Below are 25,710 nucleotides of genomic sequence, written 5' to 3' on the forward strand. Positions count from 1 at the left end.
CCGGGGGACCCCGCATCGACGCGAAGAAGGTTTACCGGGCGAGTACCGGGCCACAGGAGATCGACAGCGTTCCGCGAATGGACGCGCCGGATCTCCGCTCCGCCGGGAGTCGACCGCAGGTCGCACCGCGGGGGAGCGCGTGTCGGATAGTCAGTTCCGAGTGTGCAGCTGCAACCGGAGTCCCGCGCCACGAGCGCGACGGGACCGGGGGAGCGGAAGGATTCGCGGCGGGCCGAGGCCCCTCGCACGAGAGAAGCATCCGGGAAGACGACGCGGCGGACGACCCGGCCGAGGAGTGCACCAGGAATGGTGGAAGACAACAGTACGAGCGGATCCGATCCGGACCGCGACGAGCCCCGCAGCGGGGCCAGGAAGATCAGCCGCCTCTTCGGTGGCCGCCGGGCGACCCGGCGGACCGAGTCGAGCGCGCCAGCGACAGGGGAGACGATCATCGACAGCAACGAGACCGACCAGACCGGAGCCGAGGGCACCGAGCTGCCCGAGACCGGGAGCGCCGCGGAGGCGGCCGAGCCGTCGACGTCGACGGGCGCGGTGTTCTTCAACGCCCTCCCGCAGACCCCGGGCGCCGAGCAGGAGGAGCCGCGACGGCCCGCACTGCCGAGCCCGTCGCTGCTGTTCCAGGCGCCGGTCCTGCCCGACTACGTCGAGCTGGCTCCGCTGCCTCCCCGCGGTGCGCCGCTGGGCGTCCAGGAGGAGCGCGAGAGCCCGGCCGAGGAGCAGGGCTCCGTCCGCCGCCGCTCGCGCCGCCGCAGCGGCGAGAGCGAGAGGTCCGGCTCCGACGACCCCGAGAACACCGTCGTCCGGGTCCGCCAGCCGCGCGAGCAGCGCGAGGCCCGCGAGCCCGAGCTCATCACCGAGCCGCAGCGCATCAAGGGCTCGACCCGCCTCGAGGCCAAGAAGCAGCGCCGCCGCGACGGCCGCGACGCCGGCCGGCGCCGCACGGTCGTCACCGAGTCGGAGTTCCTCGCCCGCCGGGAGGCCGTCGACCGCGTCATGGTCGTCCGCTCCAAGGAGGACAGCATCCGCATCGGAGTGCTCGAGGACGGCGTCCTCGCCGAGCACTACGTCGCCCGCTCGCAGGAGGCGTCGCTCATCGGCAACGTCTACCTCGGCCGCGTGCAGAACGTCCTCCCGAGCATGGAGGCCGCCTTCGTCGACATCGGACGCGGGCGCAACGCCGTGCTCTACTCCGGCGAGGTCGACTGGGACGCCGCGAACAACGCCGGCGGCCCCCGCCGGATCGAGCTCGCGCTCAAGCCCGGCGACCGGGTCCTCGTCCAGGTCACGAAGGACCCCGTCGGCCACAAGGGCGCCCGTCTCACGAGCCAGATCTCGCTCCCCGGCCGCTACCTCGTCTACGTGCCCAACGGCTCGATGAACGGCATCTCGCGGAAGCTCCCGGACACCGAGCGCGCCCGCCTGAAGAAGATCCTCAAGGAGGTGCTGCCCGAGAACGTGGGCGTCATCGTCCGGACCGCGGCCGAGGGCGCCACGGAGGAGCAGCTGACCGTCGACGTCGAGCGCCTGACCGCGCAGTGGACGGCGCTCAGCGCGAAGGCCGCGAGCGGGCAGGCTCCCGCTCTCCTGCACAGCGAGCCGGACCTGCTGATCAAGATCGTCCGCGACGTCTTCAACGAGGACTTCGAGAAGATGGTCATCGCCGGCGACGACGCCCGCGAGACCATCGAGCTCTACCTCAGCCAGGTCGCACCCGATCTGCTCGAGCGCGTCGAGGTCTACACGGGTGACAAGGACGCGTTCGACGAGTTCCGCATCACGGAGCAGATCGAGAAGGCGCTGGAGCGCAAGGTGTGGCTGCCCAGCGGCGGCTCGCTCGTGATCGACCGCACCGAGGCGATGACGGTGGTCGACGTCAACACCGGCAAGTTCGTCGGCTCGGGCGGGAACCTCGAGGAGACTGTCACGAAGAACAACCTCGAGGCGGCCGAGGAGATCGTCCGCCAGCTGCGCCTGCGCGACATCGGCGGCATCATCGTCGTCGACTTCATCGACATGGTGCTCGAGTCCAACCGCGACCTCGTGCTCCGCCGCCTGGTCGAGTGCCTGAGCCGCGACCGGACGAAGCACCAGGTCGCCGAGGTCACCTCGCTCGGCCTCGTGCAGATGACCCGCAAGAAGCTGGGCCTGGGCCTGCTCGAGACCTTCAGCGAGAACTGCGAGATCTGCGCCGGGCGCGGCGTCATCGTCCACCACGACCCCGTGCTCAAGCACCGGTCGACCGCCGCTCCGCAGCAGGAGCAGCGCCGCCGGGGCAAGGGCGGCGAGCAGCAGCCCGCCGCCTCCGGGCGCTCGAACGGCGGGCAGAACGGGCAGGGCGCGCCGGCCACCAAGCCGGTCAGCACCCACGCCATCACGGACGACGCGAAGAACGCGCTCGCGCAGATCGCCGCCAGCACCATCCACCCCCAGGCCGTGCGCCAGGCGGCGGAGGAGGCGGCCGCGCTGGTCGAGGACGCCGCCGAGACCGTCGAGGCCATGGCGCCGGAGGAGTCCGCCACGGCACCCGAGGAGCAGCCGTCCGAGCCGAGCCGTCGCGGCGAGCGTCCCGCCCGGGGTGAGCGCCGTCGTCGCAGCCGCGACCGCGAGCCGCGCCAGGAGGCCGCCGAGACGGCGGCCGTCGAGTCGGCTCCCGTCGAGACCCCGGTCGAGAAGGAGATCGAGCCGGCCGCTGCCGCGCCGATCCTCGACATCCCGATCGCGCCGGTCACGCCTCCGCGCCGCGTCCGCAGCGAGGTCGCCGAGCACCTGCTCGACTCCGTGCTCGACGCTCTGCCGGCCCCGAAGCAGCCCGGCCAGGGCCGTGCGAAGAGCCGGCGCGTCACGACGGCCGCGCTCACCGGAGTCGCGGTCATCCCCGAGCAGACCCCGCGCCGCGCCGACCAGTAGCGCGACCCGGTGTCAGGAGGGCCCGGTGCCCGGCGAGAGCCGGCGCCGGGCCCTCTCGGCGTCCCGGTCGCGCCCGCGGACGCGGAGCCCGCTCCGCCTCAGCCGCTCGACCAGCTCCCGCGCGCCGACGGGGACCGCGCCCGCGGCGACGAGCTCGTCGATCCGCTCGTCGGGCACGTCGTAGTGGTCCAGGTCGAAGCCGCGCTCGGGCACGCCGAGACGGCGCGCGAAGTCGTGGAGCTCCTCGAGCGAGACGTCGCTCACGAGGTGCGCCCACAGCCGGCCGTGCGCCGGCCAGCGCGCGGCGTCGACGAGGATGGCCATTCCCCGATCGTAGGCGGCGCGCCGTCCGTCCACGTGCCTCCTCCTCGACTATCGTGACGGGGTCGCCGGTCGGGTGGACACGGCTTCGCAGTCGTGTGCGTTTGACCGTGGAGCGCGGATCCCGTACTCTTGACCGTTGGTGTGGCGCGATCCATGTGCTCACGCAGATTTCCGTTGTCGCTCCGCCCCTCACGGGGCGCGGGCCGCGGTGCCGGTTCCCTCGTGTCGTGAGGAGACGGGTACGAACCGGAAGACCGGGGCTCAGCCCCGTCCCTACAAGCCCCGGACGAGGCCTCCGCTCCGTCCAGACGAGAAACAGGTACGAGAAGTGGTTTACGCAGTTGTGCGCGCCGGCGGTCGGCAGGAGAAGGTCGAGGTCGGCACCATCGTGACGATGGACCGCGTCAAGGCCGACGAGAACGGCACCGTGCAGCTTCCTGCCGTGCTGCTCGTCGACGGTGAGTCGATCACCTCGGACGCGGCGACCCTCGCGGGCGTCACCGTCACCGCCGAGGTGCTCGAGGACCTCCGTGGTCCGAAGATCATCATCCAGAAGTTCAAGAACAAGACCGGTTACAAGAAGCGCCAGGGGCACCGTCAGGACCTCACGCGCGTCAAGGTCACTGGCATCAAGTAGTCCTGCAAAGGAATTGAGCTGACCTGCGGAGCGAGCCATCGCCCTGCAGGGCAACAGCACGGGGCTGCGGCCCCCCGGTCTCGAGGAGATGAGAAATGGCACACAAGAAGGGCGCGAGCTCCACTCGCAACGGTCGCGACTCGAACGCGCAGCGTCTCGGCGTCAAGCGCTTCGGCGGCCAGGTCGTGAACGCGGGCGAGATCATCGTCCGCCAGCGCGGCACCCACTTCCACCCCGGCGCGAACGTCGGACGCGGTGGCGACGACACCCTGTTCGCCCTCTCGGCGGGCGCTGTCGAGTTCGGCAGCAAGGGCGGCCGCAAGGTCGTCAACATCGTGGCGGCCGCCCAGTAGGGTCGACCTCCTCGGCCGCACAGGCACAGGACGCAAGGGGCGGGCTTCGGCTCGCCCCTTGCGCGTTTACCGGGGCACAGCCCCCCGGCGCCGGCATCCCGGCGCCGCACGCACTCACGGACGGATTCACACCATGGTCACCTTCGTCGACAACGTCACGCTGCATCTGCGTGCCGGCCACGGCGGCAACGGCTGCGTCTCCGTCCGTCGCGAGAAGTTCAAGCCGCTCGCCGGCCCCGACGGCGGCAACGGCGGGCACGGGGGCGACATCGTCCTCGTCGCCGACCCGCAGACGACGACGCTGCTCGCCTACCACCGCCACCCGCACCGCAGCTCCGAGAACGGCGGTCCCGGCATGGGCGACCACCGCGCGGGCGGGAACGGCGAGCTCATGGAGCTCCCCGTCCCGGTCGGCACGGTCGTCAAGTCGCCGGACGGCGACCAGCTGATCGACATGGACGAGCCCGGCCTCCGGTTCGTCATCGCTCCGGGCGGGCAGGGCGGGCTCGGCAACGCCTCGCTCGCCACCACGAAGCGCAAGGCGCCCGGCTTCGCGCTGCTCGGCACGCCGGGCTGGGAGGGCGACGTCGTCCTCGAGCTGAAGACCGTCGCGGACGTCGCGCTCGTCGGATTCCCCTCGGCGGGCAAGTCGAGCCTCGTCGCGGCGATCTCGGCGGCCAAGCCGAAGATCGCGGACTACCCGTTCACGACCCTCGCGCCCAACCTCGGCGTCGTGCAGGCGGGGGAGTCGCGGTTCACCGTCGCCGACGTGCCCGGTCTCATCGAGGGCGCGAGCGAGGGCAAGGGCCTGGGCCTGGAGTTCCTCCGCCACGTCGAGCGCTGCACCGCGCTCGTCCACGTGCTCGACTGCGCCACGCTCGAGCCCGGCCGCGACCCGCTGACCGACCTCGACATCATCCTCGGGGAGCTGGCGGCGTACCCCGTCGGCGACGGACAGGTGCCGCTGATCGAGCGCCCGCAGCTGATCGCGCTCAACAAGGTCGACGTGCCCGAGGCCCAGGAGCTGGCCGACTTCGTCCGGGCCGACCTCGAGGGCCGCGGCTACCGCGTCTTCGAGATCTCGACGGTCAGCCACTCGGGACTCCGCCAGCTGACGTTCGCCCTCGCCGAGATCGTCGAGAAGCACCGCCTCGAGCTCGCCGCTGTGCCGCGGGTGGAGCGCATCACCATCCGCCCCCGCGCCGTGGACGAGAAGGACTTCGAGATCCGGGTCGAGGGCGGCTCGTACGGGAACGTCTATCGGGTCCTGGGCACCAAGCCCGTGCGCTGGGTCGCGCAGACCGACTTCACGAACGACGAGGCCGTCGGCTTCCTCGCCGACCGTCTGGCCAAGCTCGGAGTCGAGAACGGCCTCTTCTCGGCCGGAGCGGTCGCCGGCTCCACCGTCGTCATCGGCCCCGGCGACGGCGTCGTCTTCGACTGGGAGCCGACCCTCACCTCGACCGCCGAGCTCATCACTGCGCCCCGCGGAACGGACCTCCGCCTCGAGGACAACCGGCGCAAGACCCGCAACGAGCGTCGCGAGGACTACTTCGAGCGGATGGACGCCAAGGCCGAGGCCCGCGCGGAGCTCGAGCGCGAGCGCCAGGGCGGCGTCTGGCGCGTCGCCGACGAGGGCGACGGCACGGAGGCCGGCGAGGAGAGCTGACTCCCGCCGCCGGGGTCGTCTGCCTCTACACTGGCCGGATGCCGCAGACGACCCCCGACAGCAGTGCGCTGACCGAGCGGTTCGCCGCCTCCCGCGTCGCGTCGCGCTCCCTCCGCAGTGCGACCACCGACCTCAAGAACCGGGCTCTGCTCGCCATCGCCGACGCGGTGCGCTCGAGCGCCGAGCGCGTCGTCCCGGCGAACGAGCTCGACCTCCAGCGGGGTCGCGAGAGCGGGATGAGCGCGGGCCTGCAGGACCGCCTCCGCCTCGATGCAGCGCGCCTGGGGTCCCTCGCCGACGCCGTCGTCGCGGTCGTCGGGCTCACCGATCCGGTCGGGCAGACGGTGCGGGGATCGAACCTGCCCAACGGCGCCTCTCTCATCCAGGTGCGGGTCCCGTTCGGCGTGGTCGGAGCGATCTACGAGGCGCGCCCGAACGTCACCATCGACATCGCGGCGCTCGCCCTCAAGAGCGGGAACGCCGTGATCCTGCGCGGAGGCTCGGCCGCGGAGAACACGAACCGCGTCCTGGTGGAGCTGCTGCAGGAGGCCGTCGCCTCCGTCGGCCTGCCCGCCGAGCTGGTGCAGACGGTCGACGACCACGGCCGCGAGGGCGCGAAGGCCCTCATGCGAGCGCGCGGCTACGTCGACGTCCTGGTGCCGCGGGGGAGCGCGGGCCTCATCGAGTCGGTCGTGACCGAGTCGACCGTCCCTGTGATCGAGACGGGCGCCGGAGTCGTCCACGTCTTCCTCGACGCCAGTGCCGACGAGCAGTGGGCCGTGGACATCGTCCACAACGCCAAGGTGCAGCGTCCGAGCACCTGCAACGCCCTCGAGACCCTCCTCGTCCACCGCGACGCCGCCGAGCGCCTCCTCCCGCCCGTCCTCGGCCGGCTCGCGGAAGCGGGAGTGACCGTGCACGGCGACGAGCGCGTCGCGGCGCTCTGGCCCGACGCGGTGCCCGCCACCGATGAGGACTGGTCCGCGGAGTACTACTCGCTCGACCTCGCCGTCGCGATCGTCGACGACCTCGACGCCGCGATGGCCCACATCGACCGGTACTCCACCCACCACACCGAGTCGATCGTGACGAACGACCTCCGGAGCGCCGAGCGCTTCCTCGCCGAGGTCGACTCCGCGGTCGTGATGGTCAACGCCTCCACCCGCTTCACCGACGGCGGGGAGTTCGGGTTCGGCGCCGAGGTCGGCATCTCGACGCAGAAGCTGCACGCTCGGGGCCCCATGGGTCTTCCCGAGCTGACCAGCACGAAGTGGCTGCTGCGCGGCGCGGGACAGGTCCGCGCCTAGCGCCCGGACCGGCGATCCGGCGTCGAGCGGCGTCCGGGTAGACTCGTCGGAGCCCCGCCGGGGCGACCACGACCTCCAAGGAGCACTGCATGTCCCTCGCGACGACCGTCCTCGCCGAAGCAGCGGCCCACACGGAGCTGCCGTTCCCCCCGATCGTCTTCGGCCTGATCGCCGCCGTCGCCTTCACGGCCCTCGGCTTCGTCACCTGGAGCTACCGCGACGTGGCGAACCGCCACTCGCACAAGACCGGCGCCGGCTCCCACGACCAGCACGGTCACGGACACTAGGCGGGGAGCCCAGCGATCGTGACGTCCGCCGCGAGCGGAGGCCCGCGGCGTCCGCGCATCGGCGTGATGGGCGGCACCTTCGACCCGATCCACCACGGTCACCTGGTCGCCGCCTCCGAGGTGGCCCAGTCGTTCGACCTGGACGAGGTCGTCTTCGTGCCCACCGGCCAGCCGTGGCACAAGAAGACGGTGACCTCCGCCGAGCACCGGTACCTGATGACGGTGATCGCGACGGCGTCGAACCCGCGCTTCACCGTCAGCCGCGTCGACGTGGACCGGATCGGCACGACCTACACGATCGACACCCTGCGCGACATCCACGCCGCGCACCCCGACGCCGAGCTGTTCTTCATCACCGGCGCGGACGCGGTCGCTCAGATCCTGAGCTGGAAGGACTACGACGAGCTGTGGGAGCTGGCCCACTTCGTCGCCGTCAGCCGGCCGGGGCACGTCCTCAACGTTTCGGGATTGCCGGCCCAGGACGTATCCTTGTTGGAGATTCCGGCACTGGCGATCTCCTCGACCGACTGTCGGAGCCGCGTCAACCGGGGTCATCCGGTCTGGTACCTGGTTCCCGACGGTGTCGTCCAGTACATCTCGAAGCACCACCTGTATCGGAGCACGTCATGACAGTTCAGCCCGAGGAGAAGCCGCTCACCCGGCGCGAGATCCGCGAGCGCGAGAGGCGCGAGGCCGGTGCGGCCACGACCGCCGCCGTTCCGACGACGTCCCGCCGAGCTGCCACCGCGACCGCCACCACCGCCGGCGACATGCCCGTGCTGACCCCAACCCAGGCCCTGCGGATCACCCCCGTCGAGCCGAGCCCCGCGAGCGAGCCCGACCTGCGCACCTCCTCGATGGAGATCGTCGCCACCGAGAACGCCACGGGCCGCCAGCTGACCCGTCGAGAGCTGCGCGCACTGCTGGCGCAGCAGCAGGCGGAGAAGGTCGCCGCCGCCCCGGAGGCGGAGCCGCCCGCCGACGAGGAGCGGTCCGACGACGAGCGCTCAGACGACGTCGAGGGCGCCCTGGAGCGCGCCTCGGCGCTCCCGCCGACCGGGGCGGTCCCCGTGATCGAGGCGGCCGACGAGTCCCGTGATGCGGAGCCGGTGCCCGAGGGTGCAGCGGAGCAGGAGCCGGAGGGCGACGGGGACGTCGTCACCGAGGACGCCCCCGAGGCGTCCGAGGAGGAGGCGGACGAGTCCGCTACCGATGCGACCGCGGACGCCGACGCGGCCGACGCGGCCGAGGTGCACGAGGCCGAGATCGAGAGCCCCTCCTCCGACGACGAGAGGCCGTCCTCGGACGCCTCCGACGAGCGCGACGCGGACGACGAGCAGCCGACGGCCGGCGAGCAGCCCGAGCAGCCGCACCTGAACACCGCGCTCTTCGCGTCGGTGGGCGGATCCCTCGACATCGCCGACGAGAAGGCCACCGAGATCACCGGGAGCTTCGAGCCGCCGATCGAGCACCTCGCCATCACCGAGGAACTCGACAGCAAGTCGAAGGAGGAGGTGGACGCCTCGTTCGACTCCCTCATTGCGAGCGGAGTCGCCGCCACCGGCGCCGTCACCACCACCAACGCGCTGATCCTGCCGACCACGGGCCCCGGCGCGACCGTCGGCACGGACACGGGGGAGATCCTCGTCACCGGCTCGTTCGACCTCCCGCGCAGCCTCGGCTCCACGGGCCAGCACCCGAACCTCTACGACTCGCCCGATGTGGACCGCTACGTCGACCGCATCGACCGCGAGCAGCCCGTCGGCGAGTCCGAGCCGGTCCGGGCGTCCAGCGCCGTCTCCACCCACGCCGCCGGCACTTCGATGATCGCGCCGCAGAAGCGCGCCGGCGTGAGCGTCCCGGTGGTCCTCGCGATCACCGCGGCCGTCCTGCTGGTCGGCGCGATCGCGCTGTTCATCGGCGGCTTCGTACTCAACATCTTCTGATCTCCACCACCGACACTGAAGGCTTCATGACTGCGACCGATTCCGCCCGCGCCCTGCTCCAGCTCGCGGCCACCGCCGCCGACTCCAAGGGCGGTGAGGACCTCGTCGCCCTCGACGTCTCGGGGCCGCTGCCGCTGGTCGACATCTTCCTCCTCGCCACCGGCCGCTCCGAGCGCAACGTGGTCGCGATCGCTAACGAGGTGGAGGACCGCCTGAACGACTCCGGCGCCAAGCTGCTGCGCCGCGAGGGCCGTGCGGAGGGCCGCTGGATCCTCCTCGACTTCGGCGACCTCGTCGTGCACGTCTTCCACGAGGAGGACCGCATGTACTACTCGCTCGAGCGCCTCTGGAAGGACTGCCCGACGGTGCCGTTCACCCTCGAGCAGCCCGTCGCCGTCGACTCGTCGACGTCCTCGAACTGACGAACACGCCCGGCGACAGCGCTCGATTTCACTTCACGCGAATCGTGTTGTAGTTTATTCGAGTTGCTTCCGCCGGGCGGAGACAGCGAAAGACAGCACGACGCAAAACAGAACATGGGTCCGTGGCGCAGCTGGTAGCGCACCTGCATGGCATGCAGGGGGTCAGGGGTTCGAATCCCCTCGGATCCACCGAACAGGTCCGCACTCCTCAGGGAGTGCGGACCTTCGTCGTTCACGGCGATATAGGGTCCGGCGCCGTCCTGTCCGGCGCCGTCCTGTCCGGCTCAGGCCGGTCAGGCCAGCCAGGACCGTTCCCGTCCGGCCACCGGGTCCCCCTGCTGGTCACGCACGGGTCGGCCCGACCGGCTCCACATGGCCGCCGCATCCGGCGAGGAATCCGGAGAGCTCGCCCCAGGCGTCCTCCCCGATCGTGGTGCCCGGGCGCCGTGCGAGATCGGCCAGAGCGTCCGTCAGCTCGTCGACTCCCGTCACGATCCTCGTCCGTGCCGCTCCCGTGCCCTGCCATCCGGGCGCGTACGTCCTGACGTCGGGGTGGCTGTAGAGCACGGCCGTCTCGAACCACGGCGTGGGCAGTCCGTTCAGGGCCAGGTACTCCTTGAACCTCGCGGCCTGGATCCGGACCTGCCGGGCGGGGACGTGCTGCTCGACATGCGTGCGCACCGTCCACCGCGACACCGTCCCCGGTGCGATCTGAACCGCGAAGGCCTCGGGCAGGGCGTCCTCGTCGAGGAGGACGCCGTAGGAGGGGTGGACGGTACCGGGTCGCACGCCGTCGAAGACGACCCCCTGCCAGTACTTGGCCTCGATGATGAGCGCGCCGTGCCGGGTGAGCAGCAGATGGTCGATCTGCGCGAGGAAGCGGCGCGTCGTGCGCGCGTCTACCGGTACGAAGACGACGTTCGTGGCGAGGACGCCGGACAGCCCCGCCGAGGCGCACGCCTCCCGGATCAGGGTGTGCGAGACGGCCTCGCTGCTCCAGGTCCTGGCGAGCGCGTCACGGGTCTGCTCGACCTCCTCCTGCGCCGTCTCAAGCTCGGTCCGACTGAGGTCGCGCTCGGCGTCGCGCGCGCGCGTCAGTGCCTTGAGCGCCGCCTCGTGGCTCCGGTCGCGCTCGGCGATCGTGCGCTGGTGCTCCTCCGAGGCCTCCTTCGCGGCCTGCTCCGCCGCCGCTCCCGCCGCAGTGCGCCATCGGCGGCCGACGACGACCGTGATGAGGAGGGCCAGGAGCAGGGCGGCCGCGACGGCCCAGGGCAGGTACTCGTTCATGGTCCCCAGGCAAGCACGGACCACCGACCGTGCGCCGCGACGGCTCCCGATCGCGCCGCTCGGCAGACTGGCCGCAGTGCGCTCGCTCGTGCCCTGTCCGGACGTCTTCGTCGGCGTCCGCCTGCGCGCGCAGGCGGAGACGCCGACCCTGCGCCGGCCGATCGCGCGGGCGGAGCCCTACCGCCGCCTGGCGGACGCGATGCGCGACCAGCACGAGGTCCGGCCAACCGGCGTCGAGGGCACGCTGCTGGGCCCCGTCGGCCGGCAGCCGTTCCAGGGGATCAGCGTCGCCGGCCTGCACACGCACGTCGTCGACACCACCGGCGGGACCGGCGGCCACATGCTCGCCGCCTCCGGAGTCGCGGGCCTGCTCGAGATCGAGCAGTACGGCGGCATCACCGTCCGCCTGTCGGAGTCGGACGACCCGCCGCGAGCCGACCTGGACGCGGCGGCCAGCGCCGAGATCCGCGCCGTGGAGACCGGCCACCCGCCCTGAGCGGCCCTACCCTGGACGCATGCCCTCACTGCGCGACGTCCACGCCGTCATCGACCGTCTCTGGCCCGAGGCGGCCGCCGAGAGCTGGGACGCGCCCGGCCTGGTCACCGGCGACCCCGACGCCGCGGTGGAGCGGATCCTGCTCACGGTCGACGTGGTCTCCGACACCGTCGCGGAGGCCGTCGACGGCGGCTACCAGCTCCTGGTCGCGCACCACCCGCTGCTGCTGCGCGGCGTCACCTCGATCGCCGAGGACGGCTACAAGGGCCGCCTGCTCGCGGACCTCGTCCGGGGCGGCTGCGCACTGATCTCGGCCCACACGAACGCCGACATCGTCGCGGACGGCGTCTCGGACGTGATCGCGACCCGCCTCGGCCTGACCGGCACGACGCCGCTCGTCCCGGGCGCCGACCCGTCGATCGGGCTCGGCCGAGTGGGCGACCTGCCCGAGGAGCTGACGCTCGGACGCCTGGCCGGAGCCGTGGCCGAGCTCCTGCCGGCCACCGCAGGGGGAGTGCGGGCCGCGGGCGCCTACGAGACGCCCGTGCGCCGCGTGTCGCTCTGCGGGGGAGCGGGGGACTCGCTCCTGGACGCCCCCGCCGTCCGCACGAGCGACGTCTTCATCACCGCCGACCTCCGGCACCACCCGGCGTCCGAGGCGCGCGAGAAGGCCCTGCACGGCACCGGCCCCGCCCTCATCGACGTCTCGCACTGGGCGAGCGAGTGGCTGTGGCTCGACGTCGCCGCGACCGCGCTGCGGGAGGCCCTGCCCACGGTCACCGTCGAGGTGAGCGAGACCCGCACCGACCCGTGGGATTTCGCGATCGTGCACTGACCCGCCGCGGGCACGGGAGAATGGACGCGGCGCGCCCGTACTGCGCGCCGGGAACGAGGACCGCCACGTGAAAGCCAGCCCCGCACACCAGCGCGAACTCCTGACTCTCGCGAGTCTGGACACGAGGGGCGCGCAGCTGCGCCACGCCCTCGCGACGCTCCCGCAGATCGCGCGGATCCAGGCGATGCAGGCCCGCGACAACGAGACCCGCCGCTCCCTCGCCGAGCGCACAGGGCGCCTCGAGGACGTGCGCACCGAGCTCGGGCGCATCGAGTCCGACGTCAGCGTGGTCGAGAAGCGGCTCACCCGCGATCGCGACCGCCTGCAGACCGCATCCGCGGCCAAGGACATCGCCGCGCTCGAGAGCGAGATCACCTCCCTCGTGAAGCGGCGGGGAGACCTCGAGGACATCGAGCTGACCCTGATGGAGCGGATCGAGGGCATCGAGTCCGAGGTCGCCGCGGCTCAGGCCGAGCGCGACGAGGTCGTCGCCTCGCTCGGGACCCTCGCCGAGGAGCGCGACGCGCAGGCCGAGAAGCTCCGCGACAAGCAGGAGGCGCTCGCCCGGGACCGGGCGGACCTGGTGACGACCCTTCCGGAGGACCTGGTCGAGCTCTACGAGAAGCAGCGCGCCCGCTACGGAGTCGGCGCGGCCCTCCTCCGCGGGAAGGTGTCGGAGGGGAGCGGCGTGGCCCTCACCGAGTCGGACCTCTCCTGGATCCGCGCCTCCGCTCCCGACGAGGTCGTCCTCTGCCCCGACAGCGGCTGCATCCTGGTGCGCGGCGAGGAGTCCACCCTCGCCTGAGCCGTACACTGGACGGGCGAACGGGCCGGCAAGACGGTCGCGTCACCGCGGCGAGAGCCGTGGTGCCGAGGAACGTCCGGGCTCCGCAGAGCAGGGCGGTGGGCAACACCCACCCGGGGCGACCCGCGAGACAGTGCCACAGAGAACAGACCGCCGTCGGCTCCGGCCGGCGGTAAGGGTGAAACGGTGGTGTAAGAGACCACCAGGGGCCGGAGTGATCCGGTCCGCTCGGTAAACCTCGCCCGGAGCAAGGTCAGACAGAGGACGATGCGGCTGCTCGTCGGGTCCTCGGGTAGACCGCTGGAGGGTCACGGCGACGTGGCTCCGAGAGAGATGGCCGTCCAGCGCCCGCCGAGAGGCGCGGCGTGAACAGAACCCGGCGTATCAGCCGACCCCTTCGCCACGAGATGCCCCGCCTCGGCGGGGCATCTCGCGTCTCCGCCGGTTGCTTCGCGCTCCCGCCCGCAGTCAGCGCGACGGCCTGCGGTGGCGGTTCCCGGGTCTCGATACACCCTTGCGCGGCTACTCGTTGAGACTGGCGCATGCTCTCTCTCGCGCTGGCTCCTGCGGACGAAGCGGTGCATCACGACGTCCGGCAGGCGCCGATCCCGGAGGACGGTCCTGAGACGCCGCTGCGGATCGACCGCCGAGGATCAGGTGCCCCGGCCCCGTCGTGGCTCATCGCGACGACTGGACCCCGAAAGTCCGATCACGCCCGTGCGCCACGGCGCCACGCACGAGGCGAACCGGCGGAACGCGTGGCGGCGTTGCGCCGTAGCCGTCCGCACCCCGCTCCCCGGAACGCGTCACCTCCCGAGGCCGACCGCGCCTCGGCGGGCGGGGACCGCCGAGGAAGAAGACTCAGCCCCGCCCTGCGAGCGCGGCCGCGCCGAGGATGCCGGCGTTGTTGCGGAGCGCCGCCGGGATGATCGGGGTGCGCAGGTCGAGCAGCGGGAGGAACTCGTCGTGGTGCTTGGAGATGCCGCCGCCGACGATGAAGAGATCGGGCCAGAGCAGCGCCTCGAGGTGGGAGTAGTAGCGCTGCAGGCGCTTCGCCCAGTGCTTGTAGTCGAGGTCGTCGCGCTCCTTGGCGGCGAACGAGGCCTTCTTCTCGTAGTCGCCGCCGTGGATCTCGAGGTGGCCGAGCTCAGCGTTGGGGATGAGGATCCCGTCGTGGATCTGCGCCGTCCCGATGCCGGTGCCGAGGGTGGTCATGATGACCAGGCCCTCCTTGTCCTTCGCCGCTCCGAAGCGCGACTCGGCGTAGCCCGCCGCGTCGGCGTCGTTGACGAAGAAGATGTTCCGGCCGATCGCGTCCTCGAACAGCTTCTCGGCCTCGAGGCCGATCCACTCGTCCGACACGTTCGCCGCCGACATCGTCCGTCCGTGGACGACGACGGCGGGGAAGCAGATGCCGACCGGGGTGTCCGAGGGCAGGTCCGGGATCTTCTCGAGGATCTGCTGGACGGTGGCGACGATGTCCTTCGGCGTGCCTCCCGGGGGAGTGGCGAGCTTCATCCGGTCGCTGAGCAGGGTGCCCCCGGCCAGGTCCACCGAGGCCCCCTTGATGCCCGTTCCCCCGATGTCGATCCCGATGGCGGTCGCCGCAGCAGTCATAGCGGCCATGCTAGCGAAGGGCGGGGGTGCGGACCGACGCGGGCTGCGGCGTAGGATCGCGGCATGGCTGACGGCGACGCGAACTCCTGGTGGTACAACCTCAAGGCCGGCACGGTGGAGCAGGGATTCGTGTCCCCCTCGGTCGACCGGGTGGGACCCTTCTCCTCTCGCGAGGAGGCGGAGCACGCCCTCGAGCGGCTGCACGAGAACAGCCGCAAGTGGGCCGAGGAGGACGCCGCCGAGGACCGCTGACCCCGGTTACTCGTAGCTGTGCTCGGCGCCGGGGTAGGCGCCGGACTCCACGTCGTCCCGGAACGCGGTGACCGCTCCGGTGAGCACGCCGCGCAGATCCGCGTACTGCTTCACGAAGCGGGGGATGCGGCCGGTGGTGAATCCGGCGAAGTCCGTCCACACGAGCAGCTGTCCGTCGACGTGCGGTCCCGCTCCGACTCCGATCGTGGGGATGCGCAGCTCCTCCGTCACCTGACGTGCCGCGTCCGCGGGCACCATCTCGAGGACCACGGCGAACGCCCCGGCCTCCTGGACGGCGCGCGCGTCGGCGAGCAGCTGCTCGATGCCCTCGCCGCGTCCCTGGACCATGTGGCCGCCGAGCCCGTGCTCGCTCTGCGGCGTGAAGCCGATGTGCGCCATCACGGGGATGCCCGCCTCGACGATGCGCCGGATCTGCTCGGCGGAGCGGACTCCGCCCTCGAGCTTCACCGCGTGCGCGTGCGTCTCCTTCATGAAGCGGAACGCCGTGTGCAGCGCGTCGTCGGCACCCGACTCGTAGGAGCCGAAGGGCATGTCGGCGACGACGAAGGCGCGCTCGACGGCTCCGGCGACGGCACGTGCCAGCGGGATGAGCTCGTCGACGGTGACGGGCAGAGTGGTGTCGTAGCCGAGCACCGTGTTGCCGGCGGAGTCGCCCACGAGGAGGAAGTCGATCCCGGCGTCGTCGAAGATCTTCGCCGTCAGCTGGTCGTAGCTGGTCAGCCCGGTGATGCGGACACCGGAGTCCTTCGCGTTCTGGAAGTGGCGGGTTCGAACGCGTTTCACGGGCTGCGCTGACATGGGCGCCAGTCTACGGCGCGCCTCGGGCGCCCCGCGGGCCCCGGTCGGAGGCAGTAGCCTGAGGGTCGAAACAGGAGGGGTCTGGATGGACAAGCAACGGGACTTCGTTCTTCGCACCATTGAAGAGCGAGGGATCAAATTCGTTCGCCTCTGGTTCACCGACGTCGTCGGCACGCTGAAGTCGGTCGCGATCGCGCCGGCCGAGGTGGAGGGCGCGTTCGCGGAGGGGCTCGGCTTCGACGGCTCCGCCATCGAGGGCCTCACCCGCTCCTTCGAGGCCGACGTCCTCGCGCATCCGGATCCGTCGACCTTCCAGATCCTCCCGTGGCGCGGAGAGATCGACCCGACGGCGCGGATGTTCTGCGACATCACCACGCCGGACGGCCAGCCCGCCGTCGCCGACCCGCGCAACGTGCTCAAGCGCACGCTGGCGAAGGCGGCCGAGCGCGGGTTCACCTTCTACACGCACCCCGAGATCGAGTTCTACCTCCTCAAGTCGTCGTCCTTCGGCGCCGAGGGTCCGGAGCCGGTCGACTCCGCCGGGTACTTCGACAACGTCCCCGGAGGCACGGCGCACGACTTCCGCCGCCGCTCCGTGCGCATGCTGGAGGATCTGGGCATCTCGGTCGAGTTCAGCCACCACGAGGCGGGCCCCGGCCAGAACGAGATCGACCTCCGCTATGCGGACGCGCTCACCACGGCCGACAACATCATGACCTTCCGCACCGTGATCAAGGAGGTGGCGATCGAGCAGGGCGTCTACGCGACGTTCATGCCGAAGCCGCTCTCCGGGCACCCCGGCTCGGGTATGCACACGCACCTCTCGCTCTTCGAGGGCGACGTGAACGTGTTCTACGAGCAGGGCGCCCAGTACCAGCTCTCGAAGCTCGGCCGCCAGTTCATCGCCGGGCTGCTGAAGCACGCCCCCGAGATCACCGCCGTGACGAACCAATTCGTCAACTCCTACAAGCGGCTCTGGGGTGGCGACGAGGCGCCCAGCTACGTCTCGTGGGGCCACAACAACCGGTCCGCCCTCGTGCGCGTTCCGCTCTACAAGCCCAACAAGGGGCAGTCCTCCCGCATCGAGTACCGGGCGCTGGACTCCGCGGCGAACCCCTACCTGGCGTACTCGCTGCTCCTGGCAGCCGGGCTGAAGGGCATCGAGGAGGGCTACGAGCTCCCGGCCGAGGCCGAGGACAACGTGTGGGCCCTGTCGGACGCGGAGCGCCGGGCGCTCGGCTACGGCGCCCTGCCCGCCAGCCTCGACCGCGCCATCTCGCTGATGGAGGAGTCCGAGCTCGTGGCCGAGACGCTGGGCGAGCAGGTGTTCAACTTCGTGCTGCTCAACAAGCGGAAGGACTGGGCCGAGTACCGCGCCCAGGTCACGCCGTACGAGCTGCGCAGCAACCTCGAGATGCTCTGACGCCTCGGCCATGCCCCGCGAACGCTCCCTCCGCGACGTCGCACGCCTCGGCTTCGCCGCGCTCGGCGAGACCGGGGCGCGGCTGGCCGAGGCGGAGGAGCTGGCCGGGCGGCAGCTCGAGTCGGTCCTGCCCTCCTTCGCCCGGGTGGCGGATCCGGACGAGGCGCTGCTCGCTCTGATCGACCTGCTGCGACGGCACCGCGACAGCATGGACGCGGTCCTCGCCGACGACGAGGCCCTGACCCGGCTGCTTCTGGTGGTGGGGGCCTCCTCCGGCCTCGCCGACTTCCTCCAGCGCCGGCCCGACGAGCTGGCCAGCGTGCTCGAGCCGGTGCGCACGCTCCCCGGGCGCGCCGAGATGAAGGCCGAGCTGCTCGAGTCGGTCGGCGCCGTCGACGGCTTCTCGTCGCTCCGGGAGGAGGCGGGCTGGACGGCGCTGCGCGTGCGGTACCGCCGCCTCCTCACCAGGATCGTCGTCCACGACCTGAGCCAGGCCGACCCCGTCGCGGCGATCGACCGGGTGACGAGGGCGCTGGCCGACCTCGCCGGAGCCGCGCTGGAGGCGTCCCTCGCCGTGGCGCGGACCGAGCTGGTCGAGGGCACGGGCCCGGGTCGCTTCGGCCGGGACGAGGTCGCCGCCACCCGCTTCGCCGTCATCGGCATGGGCAAGGCGGGAGCGTCCGAGCTCAACTACGTCAGCGACGTCGACGTGATCTTCGTCGCCGAGGGCGACCCGGAGAAGGAGCTGACGAACGCCCGTGCGATCGACGTCGCCACCCGGCTCGCCGTGCTCCTCATGCGCGGAACCTCTGCGCTGGCGATGGAGCCGGAGCTCTGGGAGGTCGACCCGAACCTGCGCCCGGAGGGCAAGCAGGGCGCGCTCGTGCGCACCCTCGAGTCGCACATCACCTACTACGACCGGTGGGCGAAGAGCTGGGAGTTCCAGGCGCTGCTCAAGGCGCGTCCGCTCGCCGGCGACCAGGAGCTGGGGCGAGCGTACGTCGACGCGGTCGCGCCCAAGGTCTGGTCGAGCGCCTCCCGCGAGAACTTCGTCGAGTCGGTGCAGCGGATGCGGGAGCGGGTCACCGAGAACATCCCGCAGAACGACGTCCACTACCAGATCAAGCTCGGGCCCGGCGGCCTGCGCGACATCGAGTTCACGGTGCAGCTGCTCCAGCTCGTCCACGGGCAGACCGACGACGAGATCCGCATGCCCGGGACCCTCCTCGCCCTGGGCGCCCTCGCCGACCGCGGGTACATCGGCCGCTCCGCCGCGGAGGAGTTCGCGCAGGACTACCGAGCACTCCGGCTGCTCGAGCACCGCCTCCAGCTGCGGCGCCTGCGACGCACGCACCTGATGCCGCGGGACGAGCACGAGCTGCGGACCCTCGCCCGCTCCAGCGGGCTCGCCCGCACGGCGGAGGAGCTGCTGAGCGTCTGGAACGGGATCAAGCACCGCGTCCGGGGCCTGCACGAGCGCCTGTTCTACCGTCCGCTGCTCTCCGCGGTCGCCGCGCTCTCCGACGGCGGCGCCGAGCTGTCCACCGGCCAGGCGGAGGCGCGCCTCGCCGCCATCGGCTTCGCGGACGCCCGCGGGGCGCTCGGCCACATCGCCGCGATGACCTCGGGCGTCTCGCGCCGCGCGAGCATCCAGCGCCACCTCGTGCCGGTGATGCTGCAGTGGTTCGCCGACGGACCGGACCCCGACTACGGCCTGCTCGCGTTCCGGCGCCTCAGCGACGCACTGGGCGGGACGCCCTGGTTCCTCCGGATGCTGCGCGACTCGTCCGGAGCCGCCAAGCGGCTCACCACGGTGCTCTCCGGATCGCGCTTCGTCGGCGAGCTGCTCGACCGCATCCCGGAGTCGGCGGCCTGGCTCGAGGACGACGACGCCCTCCGCCCCCGCAGCGCCGCCCAGCTCGCCGAGGAGGTGCGCGCCGTGCTCGCCCGGCACGAGACGCCCGACGCGGTCGCCTCGGTCCTCCGCTCGATGCGCCGGCGCGAGGTGCTGCGGACCGCCATGGGTGGCGTGCTCGGCCTCAGCTCGATCGAGGAGATCGCGACCAGCCTCACCGACATCATCAGCGCACTGCTGGGCGGCGTGCTCGCCGCCATCCGGCGCGGCAGTGCGACCCGGCCCGGCGCCGACGCGGAGTTCGCGATCATCGGCATGGGCCGGTACGGAGGGGCGGAGCTGGGCTTCGGCTCCGACGCCGACGTGATGTACGTCCAGCGACCCGGCACCGCCGAGCCGCACCAGGCCCAGCTCTACTCGCAGTTCGTCGTCGCCGAGCTGGTCCGGCTCACGGAGGACTCCCGCCTGCCGCTCGACCTCGACGCCGACCTGCGGCCCGAGGGCAAGAACGGGCCCCTCGTGCGCTCCCTCGACTCCTACCGCGCCTACTACGCCCGCTGGTCGCTGACCTGGGAGGCGCAGGCGCTGCTCCGGGCGCGGGGAGTGGCGGGGGACCAGGCGCTCATCGAGGACTTCGAGGAGCTGGCCGATGGGGTCCGCTACCCGGGAGCGGTCTCCGACCGCGACATCCGCGAGGTTAAGCGGATCAAGGCACGGGTCGAGAGCGAGCGTCTGCCGCAGGGAGCCGACCCGCGCCGTCACCTCAAGCTCGGCCGCGGATCGCTGAGCGACGTCGAGTGGCTGGTGCAGCTCCTCCAGCTGCAGCACGCGCGGCGGACCCCGGCGCTGCGGACCACCTCTACCCTCACCGCCCTCGCGGTCGCGGAGGAGGAGGGCATGGTCGGCCCGCAGGACGCGGAGCGGCTGCGTGCCGCGTGGATCCTCGCGTCCCGTGTCCGCTCGGGCACTACGCTCTGGGGCAACCGCACCAGCGACGTCCTCCCGACCGACCGCCGGCAGCTCGAGGGCGTCGCGCGCCTGCTGGAGTACCCGGCCGGGTCTGCGACGGCGCTCGAGGACGACTACCTCGGCGTGACCCGCCGCTCCCGCGCGGTCTTCGAGCGCCTGTTCTACGGGCCGGCCGCGGGAGACGCTCCCTCCTACCGCTGACGCCCGCGCGCCGGGGACGGCGAAGGGCCGCCCCTCCGAGGAGGAACGGCCCTTCGGCAGTGCTGCGGGATCAGACCCCGTAGTACAGCTCGAACTCGAACGGGTGAGGACGCTGCGCGAGGGGCTTGATCTCCTTCTCGCGCTTGTACTCGATCCAGGTGTCGATGAGCTCCTGAGTGAACACGCCGCCCTGGAGGAGGAAGTCGTGGTCGGCCTCGAGGGCGTCGAGAGCCTCGCCCAGGGTCGCGGGGACCTGCGGGATGAGCTTCGCCTCCTCGGGGGGCAGCTCGTAGAGGTCCTTGTCGACCGGCTCGTGCGGCTCGATGCGGTTCTTGATGCCGTCGAGGCCCGCCATCAGCTGCGCGGCGAACGCGAGGTACGGGTTGCCGGAGGCGTCGGGCGCACGGAACTCGATGCGCTTGGCCTTCGGGTTCGTGCCGGTGATCGGGATGCGGATGGACGCGGAGCGGTTGCCGGCCGAGTAGACCAGGTTGACCGGCGCCTCGAAGCCCGGGATCAGGCGGTGGTACGAGTTGACCGTCGGGTTCGTGAACGCGAGGACGGCGGGGGCGTGCTTGAGCAGGCCGCCGATGTACCAGCGCGCGAGGTCCGAGAGACCGCCGTAGCCGTTCTCGTCGTAGAAGAGCGGCGTGCCGTCGTTCCACAGCGACTGGTGGGTGTGCATGCCCGAGCCGTTGTCGCCGAAGAGCGGCTTCGGCATGAACGTGGCGGTCTTGCCCCACTGCTCGGCCGTGTTCTTGACGATGTACTTGAACTTCAGGATGTCGTCCGCTGCGTGGACCATCGTGTCGAAGCGGTAGTTGATCTCGGCCTGGCCGCCGGTGCCCACCTCGTGGTGCGAGCGCTCGAGGATGAGGCCGGCGTCGATCAGCTTGAGGCAGATGTCGTCGCGGAGGTCGGCCTGCTTGTCGACGGGGCTCACCGGGAAGTAGCCGCCCTTGTAGGGCGTCTTGTTGCCGAGGTTGCCGCCCTCCTCGACGCGTCCCGAGTTCCAGGCGCCCTCGACCGAGTCGACGGAGTGGAACGCGGAGTTCTGCGTGATCTCGTAGCGGACGTCGTCGAAGATGTAGAACTCCGCCTCGGGGGCGAAGAACGCGGTGTCGGCGATGCCGGTCGACGCGAGGTACTTCTCGGCCTTCTTCGCGACCTGACGCGGGTCCTTGGAGTAGATCTCGCCGTTGCGCGGGTTGTAGATGTCGAAGACGAGGATCAGCGTGCGCTCGACGCGGAACGGGTCCACGTAGGCGGTGGTCACGTCAGGGATCAGCTGCATGTCCGATTCGTGGATGTTCGCGAATCCGCGGATCGAGGACCCGTCGAAGAGCTGACCGACGGAGAAGAACTCCTCATCGACAGTCGAGGCGGGGATGTTGAAGTGCTGCTGGACACCGGGGAGATCGGTGAACCGGATGTCGAGGAACTTGACGTCCGTGTCCTTGATGAACGAGAGCACCTCGGAAGAATCTTTAAACATGCAAAGGTCTCCAATGGCGTAACGGGGTGCTGCAGAGCGCAGCCGTTCCAGGGTAGTGACGGGGGGTTTCCTCACCGTGTCCCTGTTGTTTCCGACATGTTACGGGGCCCGTCCGGGGTCGGGCTCCACGTCGTCTGCCGGACCACCCGCTCCTCGGTCCGCTCCGAGACGCCGCGGATAGGATCGGAGGATGCCAGCCGCCGACCGCAGGACCTTCGCCGACGCCGCCCCGAGCTCGTACCCGGGGGAGCGTCTCGGCCTCCCCCGAGAGGGCCGCCTCTCGGTCGGACGGTCCGGCCGCCGCATCGCCGCCCTGGCCGTCGACTTCGCCGTCCCCGCTCTGCTGTCGCTCGCGATCTTCGACTACGACCGCTGGGCGAGCCTGCTGCTGTTCGTCCTGCTGCAGGTCGTCTTCATCCCCACCATCGGCGGCAGCATCGGGCACCGCCTGCTCGGGATGCGCGTCATCCGTCTCGGCGGGGGCTGGGTCGGCGTGTGGCGCCCGATCGTGCGCTCTGTGCTGCTGGCCGTGCTGGTGCCGGCGCTCGTCTGGGACTCGGACCAGCGCGGCTTCCACGACAAGGTGGCCGGGACGGTTCTCGTCCGCTACTGACTCGCGCCGCAGACGGAGCAGGCCGGCCGGGAGAGATCCCGACCGGCCTGTCGCGTCGTGCGTCAGCGCGATCGCTGAGGGCGCACCTTGAAGGGGTCGACGCCCTTCGGGATGGGCAGCGACGTGTTGAGCGAGGAGAGCCGGTTCTTCACCGCGAGGACCTCGGCCTTGGTGAGGACCTTCTTCGTCTTCGAGAGGCGGCTCGGCACCTTGTGCAGAGGAGTCGCATCGGCGTCGGAACCGACGTGCACGAAGGTGACGGGGACGTTCGGCAGGATCCGCGACACCTTGCGCCGCTCGTCCTCGAGCATGCGCTTGGTGCGGGAGGCGGGGCCCTCCGCGATCAGCACGACGCCTCCGCGGCCGACCGCGCGGTAGACGGCGTCCTGGGTCTTGCCGTTGACGGCGACGGGCATCTCCCCGCCGGTCCAGGTGCCGCGCAGTCCGCTTCGCAGGACGGCGCCGACCGCGCCGGGCTGCCCGGCGATCTGCCCGTAGGCGGCGCGCTCGGCGCGACGCGAGAGCACGGCGAGTCCGGCGACCAGGCCGGCCATCACGCCCACGATGATCCACAGCGCGATCACGAAGCCGTTGCCGTTGCCGAGCAGGATGCCGAGGAGCACGCCGAGCAGGATCGGGAGCAGGAGCGCGAGGAGGATGATCCAGACGGCGCTGCTGTCGTAGCGGCGGGTCATCTGGAACACCTGCCACATCTGCTTGAGACGTCCGGGTTCCTTGACCGCCTTCGTCGACGGGTCCGTGCTGCGTGCCATGACGTCAAGGATACCGAGCGGGAGCGCGGCGGCGGACCCCGGACGCGGATCCGGCTCCTCCACAGAGGGCACGTGCGACGATCCGTCCACCGATCGGGATCGACGGGCGTCCTCCGCCCCGACCTGCGGTCAGGCTCGCCTCATGACGAGCAGCGGGACGGTCCAGTGCCGGAGGATCGGCGGAGTGCGGACGGGGAGGCGGCGGACGCCTGCGCCGGACGCCGCACCGCCGGCCGAGCGGACGATGCGGCCGCGGGAGGCCGAGGCGCTGCAGGTGTCGGCGGTGGCTCGGCTCGCCGAGCACCGCCACCGCGAGCGCATCGTCCGGGTGGAGTCGTCTCCGAGGAGGCGCATCGTCTCGACCGCCCCTCCCGTCGTCGCCACGCTCGAGAGGTTCCTGCGGGTCGAGCGGGGGATCGGACTCGGCGCCGCGGTCACCCTCCTCGCCCCCGTGGTGGGCGCGGTCCGCTCGGCCGCGCTCGAGGGAGCATGGCTGGCTCCGACGACGGACGACATCGGCTTGACAGAGGAGGGTCGGCCCCTGCTGCTGCTGACGACGCCCGCCGTCGACACCCCGCGTGCGGCGCGCGACGCGCTGCAGCGGGTCCTGGAGCGCCTCGGGATGCTCTGCCCGGAGCTGCCGGTCGCCGCCCTCGCGCGGCACCGCGACCTGCTGGCGCTGGAAGGCAACCTCTACGGACTCGCGGATCCGCAGGGGATAGGCGAGGCGGTGCGGGCCCTGCCGACGTCCGGCGCGGATGCACGGGGTCGGGAGGCGGTGCCTGCTCCGACTGCCCGGCACCGGCGGGTCCATCCGCTCGACGGCTGGCAGGACCGCCTCCGGGCGTTCGTCGTCCGGCGTCGGGGACCGCTCTCGGTCGGGACGGCGATCGTGCTGGGAGCGGTGCTCGCCGGTTCGCTCGCGGGCGGGCCCGATCGGCAGGTGCAGGATGCGGAGGCGTCGACCGCAGCCGCGCCCGTTCCGGCGCGGTCGGCTCCGCCGGCGGTGGCGACCGCGGCACCGCCGGCTCCGGTCGCGGCGACCTCACTCGACGCCGAGCAGGCGGCGGAGGTGCTGATCGACGCGGTGCGCGCGTGCGGGGACCGGGAGTGCGCCCGCGGTCTGGTCACGGCGGACTCGCCGCTCGGCGACGCAGCGGACGGCCCCGCCTCCGCTGTCCCGGCGACGGGGGAGGCGTCGGCCGTCCTCGTCGACGTGAACGGGGCATCGGCGGTCGTGCACCTCCGGACGGCCCTGGGGACGACAGCGGCCTCCGTCCTGATCATCAGGACGGAGGCCGGCTGGCTCATCCGCGACGTCTACACCGGAGCGGCCTCGTGAGAGGCGCGCTCAGGGGGAGCGTGTCAGATGCCGAGGTCGTTCTCGAACGAGCCCTCCTCGAGGCGCTCCTTGATCGCGACCAGGAAGCGCGCCGCGTCGGCTCCGTCGACCGTGCGGTGGTCGTACGAGAGCGCGAGGAAGACGGTCGAGCGGATCGCGATGGCGTCAGCACCGTCCACCTGCACGACGGCCGGCTTCTTGGTGACGATGCCGGTGCCGAGGATCGCGGTCTGCGGCAGGAACACGACGGGAGTGTCGAACAGGGCCCCGCGCGAACCGGTGTTGGTCAGCGTGAAGGTACCGCCGGCGAGCTCGTCGGGCTTCAGCTTGTTGTTGCGGGTGCGCTCGGCCAGGTCTCCGATGGTGGAGGCGATCTGCGCGAGGTTCAGCTCGGACGCGTTCTTGAGGACCGGGGTCAGCAGGCCGCGCTCGGTGTCGACGGCGATGCTGATGTTCTCGTGGTCCGGGTAGACGATCGACTCGCCGTCGAGGGTCGAGTTGATCACCGGGTAGGCCTTGAGCGCCTCGGCCGCCGCGAGGGCGAAGAACGGGAGGAAGGACAGCTTGGCGCCGGTCTTCTCCTGGAAGCTCTTCTTGACCGAGTCGCGGAAGCGGGCGACCGCCGTGACGTCGACCTCGATGACCGAGGTGAGCTGGGCGCTCGTCTGCATCGACTCGACGGCGCGCTGCGCGAGGACCTTGCGCAGGCGCGACATCGGCTGCGTGGTGCCGCGAAGGGGCGAGGTCTCGAGCGGGGTGCGCGCGGCCTTGGCGGCTGCGGCGGCGGGCGCCGAGACCGGGGCGGCCGGAGCCGACTTGGCGGCCTCGACCGCGTCGAGGACGTCCTGCTTGCGGATGCGGCCGCCGACTCCGGTTCCCGTGAGGGTGGAGAGGTCGATGCCGTTCTCGCCGGCGAGCTTGCGCACGAGCGGGGTGACGTAGCCGGGGTTGGAGTCGGTGGGCTCCGGGGAGGCGGCGGGCGCGGCGGCTGCGGGGGCCGGCGCGGCGGCGGCCGGCGCGGGAGCCGACGGAGCGGGGGCCGCGGCCTCGGGGGC

At 71.7% G+C, this 25,710-nt stretch carries 24 protein-coding genes, 1 tRNA gene and 1 other RNA gene; 19 read left to right on the plus strand and 7 right to left on the minus strand.

From position 1 onward, the window contains the following. Positions 1–306: 306 nt before the first annotated feature. Positions 307–2,928 (plus strand): Rne/Rng family ribonuclease, encoded by a 2,622-nt coding sequence (locus C5D66_RS01100; RefSeq protein WP_104254916.1) that lies wholly within the window; start codon positions 307–309, stop codon positions 2,926–2,928. A gap of 12 nt (positions 2,929–2,940) precedes the next feature. Here C5D66_RS01100 and C5D66_RS01105 read toward each other — a convergent pair whose 3' ends face one another. Continuing rightward, positions 2,941–3,252, minus strand: coding sequence for a DUF4031 domain-containing protein (locus C5D66_RS01105; RefSeq protein WP_104254915.1), 312 nt, complete (start codon positions 3,250–3,252; stop codon positions 2,941–2,943). A 328-nt stretch (positions 3,253–3,580) separates the two neighbouring features. Between C5D66_RS01105 and rplU the strand changes: the two genes are divergently transcribed. The 9 genes from rplU (at position 3,581) to C5D66_RS01150 (ending at position 10,062) form a co-directional block, all read left to right on the plus strand. Continuing rightward, positions 3,581–3,889, plus strand: a complete 309-nt coding sequence (rplU, locus tag C5D66_RS01110; RefSeq protein ID WP_104223682.1) for a 50S ribosomal protein L21 — start codon at positions 3,581–3,583, stop codon at positions 3,887–3,889. Positions 3,890–3,984: 95 nt separating this feature from the next. Continuing rightward, complete coding sequence (gene rpmA / locus C5D66_RS01115) at positions 3,985–4,242, plus strand: 50S ribosomal protein L27 (protein WP_068209107.1); 258 nt, start codon at positions 3,985–3,987, stop codon at positions 4,240–4,242. 133 nt (positions 4,243–4,375) lie between these two features. Then, positions 4,376–5,911 (plus strand): GTPase ObgE, encoded by a 1,536-nt coding sequence (gene obgE, locus C5D66_RS01120; protein WP_104223681.1) that lies wholly within the window; start codon positions 4,376–4,378, stop codon positions 5,909–5,911. Between the two features lie 38 nt (positions 5,912–5,949). Then, positions 5,950–7,218, plus strand: coding sequence for a glutamate-5-semialdehyde dehydrogenase (locus tag C5D66_RS01125; protein ID WP_104254914.1), 1,269 nt, complete (start codon positions 5,950–5,952; stop codon positions 7,216–7,218). An 89-nt stretch (positions 7,219–7,307) separates the two neighbouring features. Next, complete coding sequence (locus tag C5D66_RS01130) at positions 7,308–7,505, plus strand: hypothetical protein (protein WP_104223679.1); 198 nt, start codon at positions 7,308–7,310, stop codon at positions 7,503–7,505. Between the two features lie 18 nt (positions 7,506–7,523). Then, entirely contained in the window at positions 7,524–8,135 is a 612-nt protein-coding gene (gene nadD, locus C5D66_RS01135; protein WP_104223678.1) for a nicotinate-nucleotide adenylyltransferase, read from the plus strand. Further along, positions 8,132–9,451 carry a hypothetical protein gene (locus C5D66_RS01140; protein ID WP_104254913.1) on the plus strand — a complete coding sequence of 440 codons (1,320 nt, stop codon included), beginning with the start codon at positions 8,132–8,134 and terminating at the stop codon, positions 9,449–9,451. Before nadD ends, C5D66_RS01140 begins: the two co-directional genes overlap by 4 nt. A gap of 26 nt (positions 9,452–9,477) precedes the next feature. Further along, positions 9,478–9,873: a ribosome silencing factor gene (gene rsfS / locus C5D66_RS01145; protein WP_104223676.1), complete on the plus strand. Its 396-nt coding sequence runs from the start codon at positions 9,478–9,480 to the stop codon at positions 9,871–9,873. A 116-nt stretch (positions 9,874–9,989) separates the two neighbouring features. After that, a tRNA-Ala gene (locus tag C5D66_RS01150) sits at positions 9,990–10,062 on the plus strand. A 153-nt stretch (positions 10,063–10,215) separates the two neighbouring features. Here the strand turns inward: C5D66_RS01150 and C5D66_RS01155 are convergent. Continuing rightward, positions 10,216–11,160 (minus strand): nuclease-related domain-containing protein, encoded by a 945-nt coding sequence (locus tag C5D66_RS01155; protein ID WP_104254912.1) that lies wholly within the window; start codon positions 11,158–11,160, stop codon positions 10,216–10,218. Between the two features lie 76 nt (positions 11,161–11,236). Here C5D66_RS01155 and C5D66_RS16985 point away from each other — a divergent pair, with 76 nt between their 5' ends. The 4 genes from C5D66_RS16985 (at position 11,237) to rnpB (ending at position 13,696) form a co-directional block, all read left to right on the plus strand. Next, complete coding sequence (locus C5D66_RS16985) at positions 11,237–11,656, plus strand: acetolactate decarboxylase (protein ID WP_181028857.1); 420 nt, start codon at positions 11,237–11,239, stop codon at positions 11,654–11,656. A gap of 19 nt (positions 11,657–11,675) precedes the next feature. Then, a complete protein-coding gene (locus C5D66_RS01165; RefSeq protein ID WP_104254911.1) occupies positions 11,676–12,491 on the plus strand; it encodes a Nif3-like dinuclear metal center hexameric protein in 816 nt (271 codons plus the stop codon). A 67-nt stretch (positions 12,492–12,558) separates the two neighbouring features. Next, positions 12,559–13,296 (plus strand): zinc ribbon domain-containing protein, encoded by a 738-nt coding sequence (locus tag C5D66_RS01170; RefSeq protein ID WP_104226713.1) that lies wholly within the window; start codon positions 12,559–12,561, stop codon positions 13,294–13,296. A 21-nt stretch (positions 13,297–13,317) separates the two neighbouring features. Further along, positions 13,318–13,696: RNase P RNA component class A (gene rnpB / locus C5D66_RS01175), an RNA gene on the plus strand. Between the two features lie 461 nt (positions 13,697–14,157). On the opposite strand, the gene ppgK is transcribed toward rnpB, so the two are convergent. Further along, positions 14,158–14,913, minus strand: coding sequence for a polyphosphate--glucose phosphotransferase (gene ppgK / locus C5D66_RS01180; RefSeq protein ID WP_104254910.1), 756 nt, complete (start codon positions 14,911–14,913; stop codon positions 14,158–14,160). Positions 14,914–14,976: 63 nt separating this feature from the next. On the opposite strand from ppgK, the gene C5D66_RS01185 reads away from it, so the two are divergent. Continuing rightward, positions 14,977–15,165, plus strand: a complete 189-nt coding sequence (locus C5D66_RS01185) for an SPOR domain-containing protein (protein WP_104223671.1) — start codon at positions 14,977–14,979, stop codon at positions 15,163–15,165. A gap of 6 nt (positions 15,166–15,171) precedes the next feature. On the opposite strand, the gene panB is transcribed toward C5D66_RS01185, so the two are convergent. Continuing rightward, entirely contained in the window at positions 15,172–15,984 is an 813-nt protein-coding gene (panB, locus tag C5D66_RS01190) for a 3-methyl-2-oxobutanoate hydroxymethyltransferase (protein ID WP_104254909.1), read from the minus strand. An 85-nt stretch (positions 15,985–16,069) separates the two neighbouring features. On the opposite strand from panB, the gene C5D66_RS01195 reads away from it, so the two are divergent. After that, complete coding sequence (locus tag C5D66_RS01195) at positions 16,070–17,407, plus strand: glutamine synthetase family protein (protein ID WP_068253236.1); 1,338 nt, start codon at positions 16,070–16,072, stop codon at positions 17,405–17,407. A 10-nt stretch (positions 17,408–17,417) separates the two neighbouring features. Next, complete coding sequence (locus tag C5D66_RS01200) at positions 17,418–20,432, plus strand: bifunctional [glutamine synthetase] adenylyltransferase/[glutamine synthetase]-adenylyl-L-tyrosine phosphorylase (protein WP_104254908.1); 3,015 nt, start codon at positions 17,418–17,420, stop codon at positions 20,430–20,432. A 70-nt stretch (positions 20,433–20,502) separates the two neighbouring features. Here C5D66_RS01200 and glnA read toward each other — a convergent pair whose 3' ends face one another. Next, complete coding sequence (gene glnA / locus C5D66_RS01205) at positions 20,503–21,927, minus strand: type I glutamate--ammonia ligase (protein ID WP_104223668.1); 1,425 nt, start codon at positions 21,925–21,927, stop codon at positions 20,503–20,505. Positions 21,928–22,117: 190 nt separating this feature from the next. On the opposite strand from glnA, the gene C5D66_RS01210 reads away from it, so the two are divergent. Beyond that, positions 22,118–22,540 (plus strand): RDD family protein, encoded by a 423-nt coding sequence (locus C5D66_RS01210; protein WP_104254906.1) that lies wholly within the window; start codon positions 22,118–22,120, stop codon positions 22,538–22,540. Positions 22,541–22,602: 62 nt separating this feature from the next. On the opposite strand, the gene C5D66_RS01215 is transcribed toward C5D66_RS01210, so the two are convergent. Further along, entirely contained in the window at positions 22,603–23,313 is a 711-nt protein-coding gene (locus C5D66_RS01215; protein ID WP_104254976.1) for a DUF4191 domain-containing protein, read from the minus strand. Between the two features lie 142 nt (positions 23,314–23,455). On the opposite strand from C5D66_RS01215, the gene C5D66_RS01220 reads away from it, so the two are divergent. Next, positions 23,456–24,655, plus strand: a complete 1,200-nt coding sequence (locus C5D66_RS01220) for a hypothetical protein (RefSeq protein ID WP_146083133.1) — start codon at positions 23,456–23,458, stop codon at positions 24,653–24,655. A 23-nt stretch (positions 24,656–24,678) separates the two neighbouring features. Here C5D66_RS01220 and sucB read toward each other — a convergent pair. Next, positions 24,679–25,710: 2-oxoglutarate dehydrogenase, E2 component, dihydrolipoamide succinyltransferase (sucB, locus tag C5D66_RS01225; protein WP_104326773.1), on the minus strand; the 1,032-nt coding region annotated here is incomplete at its 5' end.

This window comes from Rathayibacter sp. AY1B4, assembly GCF_002932815.1.
Lineage (GTDB): Bacteria > Actinomycetota > Actinomycetes > Actinomycetales > Microbacteriaceae > Rathayibacter.

Excerpts from the sequence above, each read along its gene's own strand:
- C5D66_RS01100 (WP_104254916.1), top strand. The coding sequence starts at position 307 with ATGGTGGAAGACAACAGTACGAGCGGATCCGATCCGGACCGCGACGAG.
- C5D66_RS01105 (WP_104254915.1), bottom strand. The coding sequence starts at position 3,252 with ATGGCCATCCTCGTCGACGCCGCGCGCTGGCCGGCGCACGGCCGGCTG.
- rpmA (WP_068209107.1), top strand. The coding sequence starts at position 3,985 with ATGGCACACAAGAAGGGCGCGAGCTCCACTCGCAACGGTCGCGACTCG.
- obgE (WP_104223681.1), top strand. The coding sequence starts at position 4,376 with ATGGTCACCTTCGTCGACAACGTCACGCTGCATCTGCGTGCCGGCCAC.
- C5D66_RS01125 (WP_104254914.1), top strand. The coding sequence starts at position 5,950 with ATGCCGCAGACGACCCCCGACAGCAGTGCGCTGACCGAGCGGTTCGCC.
- C5D66_RS01130 (WP_104223679.1), top strand. The coding sequence starts at position 7,308 with ATGTCCCTCGCGACGACCGTCCTCGCCGAAGCAGCGGCCCACACGGAG.
- C5D66_RS01140 (WP_104254913.1), top strand. The coding sequence starts at position 8,132 with ATGACAGTTCAGCCCGAGGAGAAGCCGCTCACCCGGCGCGAGATCCGC.
- rsfS (WP_104223676.1), top strand. The coding sequence starts at position 9,478 with ATGACTGCGACCGATTCCGCCCGCGCCCTGCTCCAGCTCGCGGCCACC.
- C5D66_RS01155 (WP_104254912.1), bottom strand. The coding sequence starts at position 11,160 with ATGAACGAGTACCTGCCCTGGGCCGTCGCGGCCGCCCTGCTCCTGGCC.
- C5D66_RS01165 (WP_104254911.1), top strand. The coding sequence starts at position 11,676 with ATGCCCTCACTGCGCGACGTCCACGCCGTCATCGACCGTCTCTGGCCC.
- ppgK (WP_104254910.1), bottom strand. The coding sequence starts at position 14,913 with ATGACTGCTGCGGCGACCGCCATCGGGATCGACATCGGGGGAACGGGC.
- C5D66_RS01185 (WP_104223671.1), top strand. The coding sequence starts at position 14,977 with ATGGCTGACGGCGACGCGAACTCCTGGTGGTACAACCTCAAGGCCGGC.
- panB (WP_104254909.1), bottom strand. The coding sequence starts at position 15,984 with ATGTCAGCGCAGCCCGTGAAACGCGTTCGAACCCGCCACTTCCAGAAC.
- C5D66_RS01195 (WP_068253236.1), top strand. The coding sequence starts at position 16,070 with ATGGACAAGCAACGGGACTTCGTTCTTCGCACCATTGAAGAGCGAGGG.
- C5D66_RS01200 (WP_104254908.1), top strand. The coding sequence starts at position 17,418 with ATGCCCCGCGAACGCTCCCTCCGCGACGTCGCACGCCTCGGCTTCGCC.
- glnA (WP_104223668.1), bottom strand. The coding sequence starts at position 21,927 with ATGTTTAAAGATTCTTCCGAGGTGCTCTCGTTCATCAAGGACACGGAC.
- C5D66_RS01210 (WP_104254906.1), top strand. The coding sequence starts at position 22,118 with ATGCCAGCCGCCGACCGCAGGACCTTCGCCGACGCCGCCCCGAGCTCG.
- C5D66_RS01215 (WP_104254976.1), bottom strand. The coding sequence starts at position 23,313 with ATGGCACGCAGCACGGACCCGTCGACGAAGGCGGTCAAGGAACCCGGA.
- C5D66_RS01220 (WP_146083133.1), top strand. The coding sequence starts at position 23,456 with ATGACGAGCAGCGGGACGGTCCAGTGCCGGAGGATCGGCGGAGTGCGG.